The 13,242-nt window shown below is 71.2% G+C and carries 10 protein-coding genes; 3 read left to right on the forward strand and 7 right to left on the reverse strand.

Annotated elements, in window-relative coordinates:
• Positions 1–68: 68 nt before the first annotated feature.
• Positions 69–914: a hypothetical protein gene (locus ABZ374_RS26565; RefSeq protein ID WP_360315264.1), complete on the forward strand. Its 846-nt coding sequence runs from the start codon at positions 69–71 to the stop codon at positions 912–914.
• Between the two features lie 7 nt (positions 915–921).
• Here ABZ374_RS26565 and cutA read toward each other — a convergent pair whose 3' ends face one another.
• Genes cutA through ABZ374_RS26600 form a run of 7 tightly spaced genes read right to left on the reverse strand, consistent with a single transcriptional unit; the run spans position 922 to position 8,503 of the window.
• A complete protein-coding gene (gene cutA, locus ABZ374_RS26570) occupies positions 922–1,278 on the reverse strand; it encodes a divalent-cation tolerance protein CutA (protein WP_360315266.1) in 357 nt (118 codons plus the stop codon).
• Positions 1,275–2,063 carry a glucose 1-dehydrogenase gene (locus ABZ374_RS26575; RefSeq protein ID WP_360315268.1) on the reverse strand — a complete coding sequence of 263 codons (789 nt, stop codon included), beginning with the start codon at positions 2,061–2,063 and terminating at the stop codon, positions 1,275–1,277. The genes cutA and ABZ374_RS26575 overlap by 4 nt, the downstream gene beginning before the upstream one ends.
• A 26-nt stretch (positions 2,064–2,089) precedes the next feature.
• Positions 2,090–2,878, reverse strand: a complete 789-nt coding sequence (locus tag ABZ374_RS26580) for an SDR family NAD(P)-dependent oxidoreductase (RefSeq protein ID WP_360315270.1) — start codon at positions 2,876–2,878, stop codon at positions 2,090–2,092.
• Complete coding sequence (locus ABZ374_RS26585; protein ID WP_360315272.1) at positions 2,845–4,032, reverse strand: enolase C-terminal domain-like protein; 1,188 nt, start codon at positions 4,030–4,032, stop codon at positions 2,845–2,847. The genes ABZ374_RS26580 and ABZ374_RS26585 overlap by 34 nt, the downstream gene beginning before the upstream one ends.
• On the reverse strand, positions 4,029–4,847 hold the full coding sequence (locus ABZ374_RS26590) for an alpha/beta fold hydrolase (RefSeq protein WP_360315274.1): 819 nt from the start codon (positions 4,845–4,847) through the stop codon (positions 4,029–4,031). The genes ABZ374_RS26585 and ABZ374_RS26590 overlap by 4 nt, the downstream gene beginning before the upstream one ends.
• Positions 4,848–4,856: 9 nt before the next feature.
• Positions 4,857–6,473 (reverse strand): thiamine pyrophosphate-binding protein, encoded by a 1,617-nt coding sequence (locus ABZ374_RS26595; protein ID WP_360315276.1) that lies wholly within the window; start codon positions 6,471–6,473, stop codon positions 4,857–4,859.
• Complete coding sequence (locus ABZ374_RS26600) at positions 6,470–8,503, reverse strand: CoA transferase (protein WP_360315278.1); 2,034 nt, start codon at positions 8,501–8,503, stop codon at positions 6,470–6,472. The genes ABZ374_RS26595 and ABZ374_RS26600 overlap by 4 nt, the downstream gene beginning before the upstream one ends.
• A 799-nt stretch (positions 8,504–9,302) precedes the next feature.
• On the opposite strand from ABZ374_RS26600, the gene ABZ374_RS26605 reads away from it, so the two are divergent.
• Positions 9,303–11,624, forward strand: a complete 2,322-nt coding sequence (locus ABZ374_RS26605; protein ID WP_360315280.1) for an acyltransferase domain-containing protein — start codon at positions 9,303–9,305, stop codon at positions 11,622–11,624.
• A 39-nt stretch (positions 11,625–11,663) separates the two neighbouring features.
• The coding region (locus ABZ374_RS26610) for a beta-ketoacyl synthase N-terminal-like domain-containing protein (RefSeq protein WP_360315282.1) at positions 11,664–13,242 on the forward strand (1,579 nt) is incomplete at its 3' end.

Raw genomic sequence — 13,242 nt, forward strand, 5'->3', positions numbered from 1 at the left:
CAGCGCGCTATCGGCCGCCGGTGGTTGTGGAGTCGTCCCGTCGGGTGCACAGACCAGGGAGAGCCAGGATGCTTGAACGTGCCGAAGCCGACCTCGGCGAAAGAGTCGCGATACTGGCCGTGAACGCCGCCCGGCAACGCCTGGGCTCCGCCGTGGAGTCGGGCTTCGCGATCGGCAGCCTGGCGCACGGGGGATTCGTGGCGGCGGTCAGCGACGTGGACGTCGCCTTCGTCCTGCGGGACGACGCGCACGATGCGACCTCGGTCATGGCGCAGGTCAAGGAGGACGTCCGGGACCGGTGCTCGGGAACCGAACTCGAAGCCCTGGCCGACCGACTCTCGCTGTTCTGGGACACCTGGGAGTGTCTGGAGCGGAATCAGGAATCGGGCCGGTTCCCGGCGATCGACCGGGCCGACCTGATCGAATCGGGTCGACTGCTCTTCGGCACGGACCGTCGATCGGTGTGCACACCGCCGTCCACGCTCGATCTGGTCGCCTGCGGAGCCACGTTCTTCGTCGCCAAGTTCCACCGGCGCGCCTACATCGAGACGCTGCTAGACGGGGAACGACTGGTCGACTCGGGTCGACGCGCGGTCACCAAGGCGGTGATGTTCCCGGTCCGGATCCTGTACACACTGGAGCGGGGAGTGCTCTCCGGAAACCGGGCCGCCGCCCGGTACTACACGGCGGCCCGACACCCCGGAGCCGAACTGGTCGCAGCGTGCGTCGATTGGCGCGAACAAGGCATCGAGTCGACGGACCGGGCGCGGGCGCTGATCGACGAACACCTGGTCGACATCTATGACTTCGCCGCGCGGGAACAGGCCCGCTTCCTGGACGGCGTCGGATTGCCCGCGTCGAGCCGGCAACTGCGCGACTTCGCCTCCGCACTCCGGCCGACCGCCCGGGCGTGAGACGCCGCTAACCGGCGGGCCGGGTCGCCCGGGCGATCCAGTCCAGGTACGGTCGCGGCCCGAACTCGATGGGCAGCGCGATCACTTCGGGCCCGGCGTACGGGTGTTCCTCGATGAGGTGGGCGGCCAATTCGGTCGCTCTCCGCGCGGTGGTACGGAACATCACCTGCCACTCGACCCCGTCGCAGACCGCCCCGAGGTGGCGGTACGTGGTGGCCACGGGGCCGGTCACCTGGCCGGAAGCGGCCAGACCGGCCTCGACGGCGGACCGCGACAACCGGGCGGCGGTCGCCTCCTCGTCCACGGTGGTGATCACGATCACGTAGTCGGCCATGTCGGAACCCGGCCCTTCGGGCGCGGTCATCCGCGATTCGCGTGTTCGTCACGGACCACGGCCGCGCCCGCGGTGACACCGCCGTCGACCACGACGGTCTGCCCGGTGACGTAGCCGGACAACGGACTGAGCAGCCAGGCCGCCGCGTTGGCCGCGTCGTCGCAGGAGCCGAGCCGGCCCAGCGGGGCCCGGCGGGCACGCTGGGCGAGGGCGTCGGCCTCGGGGTAGAGATCGCGCAACAACGGCGTGTCGGTGGAGCCGGGGCTGACCACGTTGATCCGGATGCCGTCCCCCGCGTACTGCAGCGCCGCGGACTTGCTCAGCCCGATCACCGCGTGCTTGGTCGCCGAGTAGATCGGACTCTGTCCATGGCCGATGTGCGCGGCCACCGACGCGCAGTTGACGATCGCGCCGCCACCGTTGGGCAGCATGGCCCCGATCTGGCTGCGCATGCAGGCCCACACCCCGCGCAGGTTGGTCGCCACCACGTTGTCGAAGTTGTCGACGGTGTCCAGGTGCAGCGGGCCGAACGCGCCGAAGGTGCCCGCGTTGTTGAACGCCCCGTCCAGTCGGCCGAATCGGGCGATCGTCTCGGCCACACACGCATCCATGCCGCTCTCGTCGGCGACGTCACACTCGGCCACCAGGTGATCGGCGGCGGGCAGGCCGTCGGCGGTCTCGTGCAGCGCGTCCGCATTGCGTCCGACCAGTACGACCCGCGCGCCGAGCCGGGCGAACAGCCGGGCCGCCGCCCGGCCGATCCCGCTGCCCGCCCCGGTGATCAGCACTACGCGGTCGTTCAGTTCCAGGCTCATCGGTTGGCCACTCCGTTCGATGATCATCAGATGTGCAGTCCGCCGTTGACGTCGATGACCGTGCCGGTGGTGTAGCCGGAGTGTTCACCGCACAGATGGCAGACCATGCTCGCGGCCTCGGCCACGGTGCCGAATCGACCGGCCGGGATATGGCTGACCCGGTCGGCGGTCCACTGCGCGGGCTTGTCCTGCCAGGCCCGGCGAATACGATCGGTGCCGATGACCCCGTGCGCGACGGCGTTCACCGTGATGCCGTGCGGGGCCAGCTCGAAGGCGCACTGCTTGGTGAACCCGATGACGCCCGCCTTGGCCGCGACGTACGCGGCGTTGCTGAACCGCGTGTAGGTGCGGCCCGCCACCGACGCGAGGTTGACGATGCGCCCCCAACCGGCGGCGATCATCGCCGGGGCGCACAGCCTGGTCAGGGTGAACACGCCGGTCAGGTTGTGCGCGACGGCGTATTCGAGATCGGCTTCGGTCAACTCGGTGAGCGGTCGCGGTCGGGTGTCACCGCCGACGCCGTTGACCAGGACACCGGGCCGGCAATCCTTCGGGAGCGCGGCCACCGCGGATTCCAGCGCCCGCGCGTCGGTCACGTCGACCACCAGCGGATCGCAGGCCAATCGCCCACCGAGCTCCGCCGCGACGCGGTGCACGGCCTCCGCGTCCCGGTCCAACAGCACCAGTCGCATGTCCCGGGCGGCCAGGCCACGCGCGACCTCGGCGCAGATGCCGTTGCCTGCTCCCGCGACCAGCGCCACTCGCCGTTGTGCCGCCACCATCATGTCCTCCGCCAGCCGCTGTCGGGTTGCCACGTCGCCGGACACCGGGTGTGCCGCAGCAGGTTCTCGGTGGGCTCGATGCCGGTGCCGGGCCCGGCCAACGCCGCCACGCGATGCGCGGTCCGGTCGACCGTGAACGCGGGCTCGGTCAGCGGCTCGGGGAACCACTCGTCGCCTCGACCCGCCTCCACCGTCTGCCACAGCCCCCAACCGGTGGCCAGCACCCGGCTCGCCGCCCACAACGGGCCGACCTCCGCGACATGCACGCCCAACTGACAGCCCAAGCCGAGCTGTCGGGCTCGCAACGCCAGGCGGGCCGAGGCGAACAACCCGCCGCACTTGGACAGCCGCACGTTGATGTGGGTGGCCGCGTCGGCTTCGGCGGCGGTGCGCAGGTCCGCCAGGTCGGTGCACGACTCGTCGAGCATGATCGGCAGGCCGGTGCGCCGTCGAAGCCGGGCCAACTTCGGCCACGACCGGGCCCGCAGGGGTTCCTCGACCCAGGCCACGTCGGTGAGTTCCGGCGCGATCCGCTCGGCCTGCTCCGGTGACCAACCGCCGTTGACGTCCAACGAGATCCCGGTGTCCGCGCCCAGCCGGTCGCGGGCCCGGGACAGGCGCTGCACGGCGGCGCACGGGTCCGCCACCTTGATCTTGACATGCCGCAGCGACGCCCTGGCCTGCGGCGTCAGGTCGTCCAACGTCGAGGCGACGTCACGAGAGAGCGGGATGACCAGGCTGACCGCCGCCGGACCGCTGCGGCGCAGCCCGGCGGGCAGGTTCGCCCCGTCCCAGGCGGCCGCGACGTCCAACACCTCGGCCAGTGGCCGTTCGAAGTGTCTGCACGCCGCGTCGAGCAGCGCGATCTCCACCGCGGCGGCGGCCGACGGACCCGCGACGAGGCTCGGCAGGTCGAGGGCGGCGATCGAGGCGATGGTGGCGTCGAACGAACGCCAGTCGATGCGTTCGGCGAGCGCCGCCGGGTCACAACGCCGCAGGGCCTCGATCGCGCCGGCCGTCGTCTCGCCGGTGACATAGTCGCGCGGGGCTCCCTCCCCCCAGCCGCACACGTCGCCCAGGTGCAACTCGACCAGCACGGACTCCGATCGGCGGCGCGAGGCACCCGCGTGGTCGAACGTGGTGGCCATCGGCACGGTGGCGACATGCAGGCGTACCCGGCTGATCACCGACCCTCCCGGACCCGGTCGGCCAGCCAGTCCCAATACGCGGTCCTGGCCCGGCTGAACTCCAGGTAGTGCACACCGGTATCGAAGACCCGCTCCTCGGCCGCGGGCGCCAGCCGCCGCAACTGCGCCCGCGCGGCGCTCAGATCGATGATCGGATCCTCGGCGGGCATCGCCACCTCGACCGGTATCTCGCCGTGGGGGGATCCGTGGACGTAGCGATCCTCCAGGTGCACGAGCGTCGCCTGCGTGGCGGCGGTGATCCGCCGCAACATCAGCGGATCGGCGGCCAGGAAGGCCAGGTACTCGGGCAGGTCCGTGTAGGCGTGGTTGGCCAGCCCGACCTCCTGCGGCGCGGATCCGGACCGGTCGCGGCGCTCCGCCAGCGCCGCCGGATCGTGGCGTGAGCGCTGTTGTCCCAGCGCGGGCGCGCACAGGATCAGCTTGCGCACCGGCAACGCCCGGCTGCACCACAGCGCCGCCAGCACGCTGCCGCCCAGGCTCTGACCCAGGGCGACCAGCGGCCGATCACCCACCTCGTCGGCCACCGCGTCGACGGCCCGCGTGTAGTCGTCCAAGACCTGTTCGGCCGAGGGGAGATGCCCGCGTTCTCCCGGGCTGCGACCGGAACCCCGGCGATCGAGCGCGTAGACGTCGATGCCGCGTGCGGTCAACTCGGGTCCGGTCTCGTACAACCACCCCGCGTGGCTCTGGATGCCGTGGATGTAGAACAGCGCCGCGACGGAGTCGGGCGTCGTCCACCGGTGCAACGCGAGCGCGAGTCCGTCGTCGGCGATCAGGGTGCCGGTGCCGGCCATGTCCCCTCCTCAGTACCGGACGATGTTGACGTCCGGGTCGAGCCGGACGTCCACCAGGAGCGGGCCGTCGAGGGTCGGCACGAACTCGCCGACCGCGTCGAGTTCCTCGATCTTGCGGACGGTCAGCGCCCGCGCGCCCATGGTCGTGGCCAGGGCGGCCAGGTCCGGCCAGGCGTAGGCCGAGTGGGCGGGGTCGTAGCCGTGGTTCCTCAGCTTGTAGTGCTCGGCGCCGTAGGCCCCGTCGTTGAGCACCAGCACGACGATCGGCAACTTCTCGCGCACCGCGGTGGTGAATTCGGACAGGTGCATCATGAAGCCGCCGTCGCCGACGGTGGCGATCACCGGCCGGTCGTTGCCCGCGAGTGCCGCGCCGATCGCGCCGGCCAGGCCGAGTCCGATCGAGCCGAACCCGCCCATGGTGGTGAAGTGCAGCGGGTCGGCGACGCGCAGGTAGGGCCAGACGCCCACATTGAACCGGCCGATGTCACTGACCACCGTGCGTCGCGCGGGAAGGATCCGGTCCAGCCGGATCATCGCCGACCGGATGTCCACGGTGTCCGTCCCGGAACGGTCCACGAAGTCGGCCTGCGGGATGTGGCGGGCCATCGCCTGCTCGATCTTGTCGGCCCAGCGCCGATTCCCGGCGTGATCCGCCTCCCGGAGCAGCGAGTCCATCGCCGCCGCGGTCAGGCGGGCGTCCCCGGCCACCGCCTCGTCGACGGGTGTGTACGAGCCGAACCTGGCCGGGTCGATGTCCACGTGCACGATGCGCTTGCCGCGCAGCAGGTCGCCGTTGAGCGCGGTCCACATGTTCAGGCCGGCGCCGAAGGCGATCACGCAGTCGCAGTCGGCGATGACCTCGCTCGCGACGCCGTGCGACAGGCTGCCGAAGATGCCGATGTCGCGCGGATGGCCGGCGAACATCTCCTTGGCCAGCACGGTGGTGGCCAGCGCCGCACCGATGCGGTCGGCGAGGGCGATCAGGCTCTCGCGGGCTCCGGAGGTGGCCGCGCCATGCCCGGCGAGCACCAGTGGCCGTTTCGCCGAGGTGAGCAGCCCCAGCGCCCGATCGAGCGTGTCCGGCTGCGGTGCGGCCGCGGTCGGCGGGGGCACCGGGGGCACCACCGGCGCCTGTTCACTCGCCTCGGCCTGCATGAAGGCGATCGGGATGTTCAGTACGACCGGCCGCCGCTCGGCGACGATCCGCTGGAGTGCGCGGTTGAGATCCCGGACCAGCGACGCCGGTTCGTAGACCCGCTCGTAGCCCGCGCCCGCCGCGGCGGTGACCGTCGCGATGTCGAAGTGGTGGAAGTGGCTGGGCACCGGCGGCGGATCGCCGGTGATCAACAGGACCCGACTGCGGCTGCGGGCGGCCTCGACCAGCGAGGTGAGCGTGTTGGTGAACGCCGGACCGTGCGTCACCGAGGCCACGCCGATGCCGCCGGACATCCGCGCGTGGCCGTCGGCCATGGCGACCGCACCCGCCTCGTGGGTCACCGCCACGAACCGCCCTCCCGCGTCGGCGAACGCGGGCAGGTAGAGCAGGTTCGCGTTGCCCATGAGACCGAAGACGGTGTCCACGCCGTGCCGGGCCAGCGCGTCCGCCAGCGCCTGGTAGACCTTCATCGTTGCCCTTTCGTCGTGGTGGGTGTGAGCCAGGCGGGGTCGTTCCGGTCCACCGGCGCGAGGTCCGGTGCCGGCGCGCCCCGCGACAGCGAGCGCAGGTGGTTGCCGGTGATCAGCACCGGGGTGTCCGCGTACGACTGCGCGAGGATCATCTGCCGGGCCAGGACCTGGGGATGCCGCACCACCTGCGTCAGGTCGTGCAGCGGGGCGGCGGGCAGGCCCGCGGCGGTCGCGGCCGCCAGGATCGCGGTCACCGGGCCCTCGACCTCGGGCAGGGGTTGCGCGGTATCGACGAGCACCGACCCGTCCCGGGCCTCGACCAGTCGTGGGGTGGGTATGGGGCCGTCGACGAACCAACTGTCCTGGGTCGCCCACACCGCCGCGTCGAACAACGCCACGTCGGCGCCGACGCCGGCGCCGGTGCGCAGCCGGACGTAGGTCGACACCGTGGCGGCCGCGGCGGCCAGGAACGCCCCCAGCACGTCGGCACTGGACACCGGTGTACGCAGCGGGGTGCCGGTGCCGCCGCCGACCAGGTGCATGGTCCCGGACTCGGCCTGGATCACCGTGTCCATGCTGCGATCGGCGGCGGCCAGGCCGTGGCCGGTCACCGCGCAGTGCACGATGTCGTACCGGTCCAGCACCTGTTCGGGGGCGATGCCGGCGGCGGCGAGGGTGTCGGCCGCCAGGTTGGTGAGCACGATGTCGGCGGTGCCGAGCAGTTCGTCGAATCTCGTCCGGTCCGCGGGGTCGTTCAGGTCGAGCCGACAGGAGCGCTTCCCCGCGTTGTTGACGAAGTACAGGTAGCCGACCGAGCCGACGCGCCGGGCCAGGCGCCGGGAGCCCTCACCGTGCGGCGGTTCGACTTTCAGTACGTCGGCGCCCAGTTGCGCCAGCAGCCTGGTCGCGTGCGGCCCGGCCGTGTACGAGCCGCACTCCAATAACCGGATCCCGTGCAGGGGAGGGCTGCCGCGCGGAATCGGTTCCCACAGGCGGCCCTGCCGGGGTAACGAGCCGGTGGTGCGCGCGGTGGGCACCAGTGAGCGCAGCGGGCTCTGCGGTGCGCGATCCGGTCCGGTCACCAAGCCTCGGCGCCGAGCGGCCGGGCCGTTGCGGACGTCCTCGGGTGTGGCCACCGGGGCGGCCGGAATGCCCTGGGAACGCAGCCGGGCCACCACGTCGTCCGCATCGTGCCGACCGGTCCAGGCGGCGATGACGCGGTCGAGTTCGTCGGCGTGCCGGACCCGGGCGGTGGTGTCGGCGAAGCGTGGGTCGGCGATCAGTTCCGTGCGGTCGATCGCCGTCGCGAGCCGTTGCCACATCGCCTCGGTCATGGTGCAGATGACGACGGGCGCGTCGCGGCACGGGTAGCAGTTCCACGGGGCGACCATCCCGTGTCGGTTGCCGGCGCGCTGCGGCGGTCGGCCGGTGAGCGCGACGCTCGGCAGGAGGGTGCCGACGTGGGTGAGCAGGCTGTCGAACTCGGCGATGTCCAGGTAGTCGCCCCCGGCGCCGCGGGCCCGACCGATCAGGCCCGCCGTGACGGCGATCAGCCCGGACAACGCGGCGGTGCGGGCGGCGAGTCCCACGGTGGTGGTGATCGGCGGGTCCTGGCTCGAACCGGTCGCCGCGGTCACACCGGCCAGCGCCTGCAGGGTCAGTTCGGTGGCCGGGGTGTCGCGCAACGGCCCGGTGAGCCCGAACTCGCTGAGCCGTACCGTGATCAGCTCCGGATAGGCCGCGAGCAGCTCGTGCGGGCCCAGGCCGAGTGCGGTGAGTTGTTCACCACCGGGTCGGTCGCAGACCAGGATGTCGGCCCGATCCAGCAGCCGGCCCGTATCGACCCAGCCCGCGGCGGGCCCGGCACCGACACGCAGCCACCGCTCGAACCCGCCCACCGGCGCCGGGAGTTCGCCGACCGGCATGGTTCGGGCCCCGAGATCGGCGAGCAGCCTGCCCAGCAGTGCGGCCGCGCCGGCATGGCCCGCCGTAACCACGGTGATGCCGGCCAGCGGCCCCGCGCCATTCACTCAAGGTCCCCCCTGCAACGCGTGCCCGGGTCATGATCACGGGCGCCGAATCAACCTTCGCGGGATATCGAATCACCGGATTCTGCTCGACGGTCGAGGGAACATCCGCGAACGGTTTTCCCGACCCGATATCGATATCCGGTGGCACCTCCCGGCGACCGTATCACCGGGGCCCGGGGAAGCCAATGGTGGAGTTTAACGACGGCTCGTACGCGCGACTCCCACAAGATCTTGTCGCTGTCAATGCTTACGTTAATTTTAGGTTTCCGTGTTCTTCACGCGCCGGACACGATGCCGGACTCCCCTTGCTGGTGGGGGCATTGATCGCTCCGGCGGTGAGCATATGACCCACGTCACACTGCCGGCCCTGTTTGACCGAGGCCGCTGCGGGTCAAGCCTGAATCGGTCGGAAACTTGCTCGGTCGTGCATGGGGATGTCAACTTTTAATCCCGGCTCGATCTGAAGAAGGGGATCACGGGGGATGTGCCTTCAGTGTCGTATTTGTGGGTCGAGTTGACGGCGGCCGGGTTCGAGACGCGGGTCGCGGACGATTTAGCCTCGGAAGGCTCGTTAGCCTTCCCTGGAAATAGTGAGTTACCGATATTCCGCGCGTGGAACAATTCCGAACCGATTGTCATTCTGGGCATCGGAAGCCGATCTACCGACGGTGCCCGCGCTCCCGCGAATGATGCGGAAGATGCGGCGGGGCACCTCCGGGAAGCCGCCCGGGCAGCCGTCGAACAGGCGGGAATCGACCCGGCGGCGCTGCGGGAAAGCCGGACCGGTGTGGTCACGGGCATGGCCGACGGAGCAGGGGCCGCAGGACAGGTCGCGAACCATCTCGGTCTGACCGGACCATCGATATCGCTGAGCGCCGGTTCACCCGCGCTGCTCGCGCTGCACCTCGCCGCCCAGGCACTGCGGGCGGGGGACTGCACATTCGCCCTGGTCGGCGCCCAACTCGACGACGATGTAAGCGCGTTGCTGATCGCACGGGAGAGCGCGGTACCGCCCGGCAGCGGCCCGGTGCTCGCCATCGTGCGCGGCTCGGCCGTCGGCCACGGCGGTTCGCCCGACCACCGGGAGCAGGTGATCGGCGCGGCGCGGGCGACCGCGGGCCGGACGTCCGACGACGTCGCCGCCCAGCCGACGACGGGTATCGCCGGCGTGCTCGCCGCGGTGCTCGCCGAGCGGACCGGGCCGACGCAGGCCACAGGCGTGACCGAGTCCGGCGCCGACGGGACCACCGTGCAGGTCGTGCTGGAAGACCCGACGGGCGCGAGCACCCGGGCCGAACTGCCCTGGGTGGTGACCGCCCAGAGCTCACAGGCCCTACGGGCGAAGGCGATCGCTCTGGCCGCCCACCCGGACACCGGCGCCGGCTCACCCGCCGACGTCGGCCACACCCTGCTCGGCACACCGTCCGCCGGTCGGCGCGCAGTCGTCCTGGGCGGCGACCGGGCCGAGTTGCAGCGCGGACTGGCGGCCCTCGCCGCCGGTGGCAGCGCGCCCAACCTGGTGCGTGGCACGGCCACGACGGCCCGGCGCCCGGTGTTCGTCTTCCCCGGACAGGGCTCCCAGTGGAGCGGAATGGCCGCCGAACTGCTGGACACCTCACCGGTGTTCCGCGACAGCGTCGCCGCCTGCGCGGACGCGCTCGCCGAGTTCGTCGACTGGTCGCTGCTCGACGTGCTGCGCGAGGCGCCCGGCGCACCACCGCTTCGCCGCGTCGACGTGCTGCAACCCACGCTGTGGGCGACGATGGTCTCGCTCGCCGAGGTCTGGCGCTCCTACGGTGTGCAGCCGGCCGCCGTGGTGGGGCACTGCTACGGCGAGATCGCCGCCGCGCAGGTCGCCGGCGGGCTGAGCCTGCGCGACGCCGCGCGGTTGTTGGCCCGCCGCAGCCGGGCCTGGCTACGCCTGGTCGGCAAGGGCACGGTGATCTCGGTCGGCACCTCCGCCGAGGAGATCGGGCGCCGACTGGCGTCGTGGCCGGACACGGTGGAACTGGCCGCGGTCAACGGGCCGCGTTCGGTGGCGTTGTCCGGTCCGCAGGACGTGTTGGACGAACTGGTCGCCGAGCTCACCGCCCAGGACGTGTACGCCAAGCGCATTCCCGGTGTGGACACCGTCGGCCACTGTTCCCAGGTCGACGTGCTGCGCGAAGACCTGCTCCAGGCGCTGCGTCCGGTCTCGCCGGTGACCTCCGCCATCCCGTTCCACTCCACCGTGGACGGCGAACAGCGGGACACCGCGACACTGGACACCGACTACTGGTACCTCAACACCCGCAGCCCGGTGCGGTTCCATCAAGCCATTCGTTCCCTGCTCGAAGCCGGGCACCGGGCGTTCGTCGAGGTGAGCCCGCATCCGCTGCTCGCGATGTCCATCGAGGACACCGCGGCCGAACTGGGCATCCGGGACGTGGCCGTACTGGGCACGCTGCGACGGGAGCAGGGCGGTACCCGCCGGGTGCTGACCTCGGTGGCCGAGGCGTTTGTCCGAGGCGTCGACGTCGACTGGTCGCCGGCCTTCGCCGGAACGCGCGCCCGGCACGTCGATCTCCCGAAATTCGTGGACTTCACCGACGACGCCGAACGATCCTGGGCGGACGAGATCGCGACGCGCTCGGCCACCGAGCGGATGGACGCCCTGGTCGACCTGGTGTGCGGCACGGCCGCCGAGGTGCTGGAACAGGGCTCGGCGGACGCGATCCAGGCCGAGGTGGCGTTCAAGGATGTCGGCCTCGGTTCGTTGGCGGCCGTTCGGTTGCGCAATCGGCTCAACGAGGTCACGGGCCGGTACCTGCCCGCCGCGGTTGCCTTCGACCACCCCACGCCGGCCGCGCTGGCCCGTCATCTGTACGGCGTGCTGTTCGGATCCGATGCCGGCCCGGACGCCGGAGTACTCGCCGCCATCGAGCAGGCCGATGCGGCATTGGCGCTGCTGCTGGCCGCCGGTGCTGCCACGAAGCAGATCGAGCAACGTGTGGAAGCCCTGCTGGAGCGGCTGAGGCGGGCGAATCGCGGCGATGCCGGGGACACGGTCGCCGACCGTTTCGCATCGGCGGGCGATGAGGAGATGTTCGCCCTCATCGGCGAACGCTTCGGCATCTCCTGAGCTTTCCCCGGTCATGCAGACACCGAAGGTGGGTTTCCCATGGCACACGAAGACAAGCTTCGATACTTCCTCAAACGTGTCAGTGCCGAGTTGGACGAGACACGGCAGCGGGTGCGTGAATTGGAGGACGGCGATCGCGAGCCGATCGCGATCGTGGGCATGGGCTGCCGGCTGCCCGGCGGCGTGCGCTCGCCGGAGGAGTTCTGGGAACTGCTCGACGCGGGCGTGGACGCGGTGTCGGAATTTCCCACCGATCGAGGCTGGGACCTGCCGAACCTGTTCGACGCGGACCCGGACGCCCCCGGCAAGTCGTATGTCCGCGAGGGCGGATTCCTCTACGACGCGGGGGAGTTCGACGCGGGCTTCTTCGGGATCTCGCCGCGTGAGGCGTTGGCGATGGATCCGCAGCAGCGGTTGTTGCTGGAGTGTTCGTGGGAGGCGATCGAGCGGGCCCGGATCGACCCTCGGTCGCTACAGGGCAGCCGGACCGGCGTGTTCGCGGGCACCAACTGGCAGGACTACAACACCCTGCTGCTGCGGGCCGACGAACGGTCGCAGAGTTACCTCGCCACCGGTGCCTCCGGCAGCGTGCTGTCCGGCCGGGTGTCCTACGCACTGGGCCTGGAAGGGCCCGCGATCAGCGTCAACACCGCGTGTTCGTCGTCGTTGGTGGCGATTCATCTGGCCGCGCGGGCGTTGCGGGCGGGGGAGTGCGAACTGGCCCTGGCCGGCGCCGTCACGGTGATGTCGACGCCGCAACTGCCGGTCGCCTTCTCCCGGCAGCGGGGCGTGGCGCCGGACGGGCGCTCCAAGGCGTTCTCGGCCTCGGCCGACGGCATGGGTTTCGGCGAGGGCGTCGGTGTGTTGGTGCTGGAGCGGTTGTCGGACGCTCGGCGAAACGGCCACGAGGTGCTGGCCGTGGTGCGGGGTTCGGCGCTGAATCAGGACGGCGCGTCGAACGGGTTGACGGCACCGCACGGTCCGTCGCAACAGCGGGTGATCCGAGCGGCGTTGGCGAACGCGCGGCTTGCCCCGTCGGATGTGGACGTGGTGGAGGCGCACGGGACCGGGACGACGCTGGGCGATCCGATCGAGGCCGAGGCGCTGTTGGCGACCTACGGGCAGGGGCGGCCGGCCGATCGGCCATTGTGGCTGGGGTCCGTTAAATCCAATATCGGCCACGCCCAGGCCGCCGCCGGCATGGCAAGCGTGATCAAGATGGTCCTGGCGATGCGTGCCGGTGTGTTGCCGCGGACGTTGTACGTGGACGAGCCGACGTCGGAGGTGGATTGGTCGTCGGGTGGGGTGCGGTTGTTGGCGGAGGCTCGGTCGTGGTCGACGGTGGGTGGTTTGCCGCGGCGGGCGGGGGTGTCGTCGTTCGGGATTTCGGGGACGAACGCGCATGTGATCGTCGAGCAGGCGTCGCCGGATGGCGGGTCGGTGTCGGGGGTGGTGTCGGGTGACGCGGCGGCGGGGTCCGTCGTGGGTGTGGTGCCGTGGGTGTTGTCGGGGCGGTCGGTGGGGGCGTTGCGGGCGCAGGCGGGGCGGTTGGCCTCGTTTGTGTCGGCTCGGCCGGGGTTGACGGCTGCGGATGTGGGTTGGTCGTTGGTGTCGACCC

The sequence above is a fragment of the Embleya sp. NPDC005971 genome, from assembly GCF_040629175.1.
In the GTDB taxonomy this organism is placed as follows: domain Bacteria; phylum Actinomycetota; class Actinomycetes; order Streptomycetales; family Streptomycetaceae; genus Embleya.

Excerpts from the sequence above, each read along its gene's own strand:
- ABZ374_RS26565 (WP_360315264.1), top strand. The coding sequence starts at position 69 with ATGCTTGAACGTGCCGAAGCCGACCTCGGCGAAAGAGTCGCGATACTG.
- cutA (WP_360315266.1), bottom strand. The coding sequence starts at position 1,278 with ATGACCGCGCCCGAAGGGCCGGGTTCCGACATGGCCGACTACGTGATC.
- ABZ374_RS26575 (WP_360315268.1), bottom strand. The coding sequence starts at position 2,063 with ATGAGCCTGGAACTGAACGACCGCGTAGTGCTGATCACCGGGGCGGGC.
- ABZ374_RS26590 (WP_360315274.1), bottom strand. The coding sequence starts at position 4,847 with ATGGCCGGCACCGGCACCCTGATCGCCGACGACGGACTCGCGCTCGCG.
- ABZ374_RS26595 (WP_360315276.1), bottom strand. The coding sequence starts at position 6,473 with ATGAAGGTCTACCAGGCGCTGGCGGACGCGCTGGCCCGGCACGGCGTG.
- ABZ374_RS26605 (WP_360315280.1), top strand. The coding sequence starts at position 9,303 with ATGGCCGACGGAGCAGGGGCCGCAGGACAGGTCGCGAACCATCTCGGT.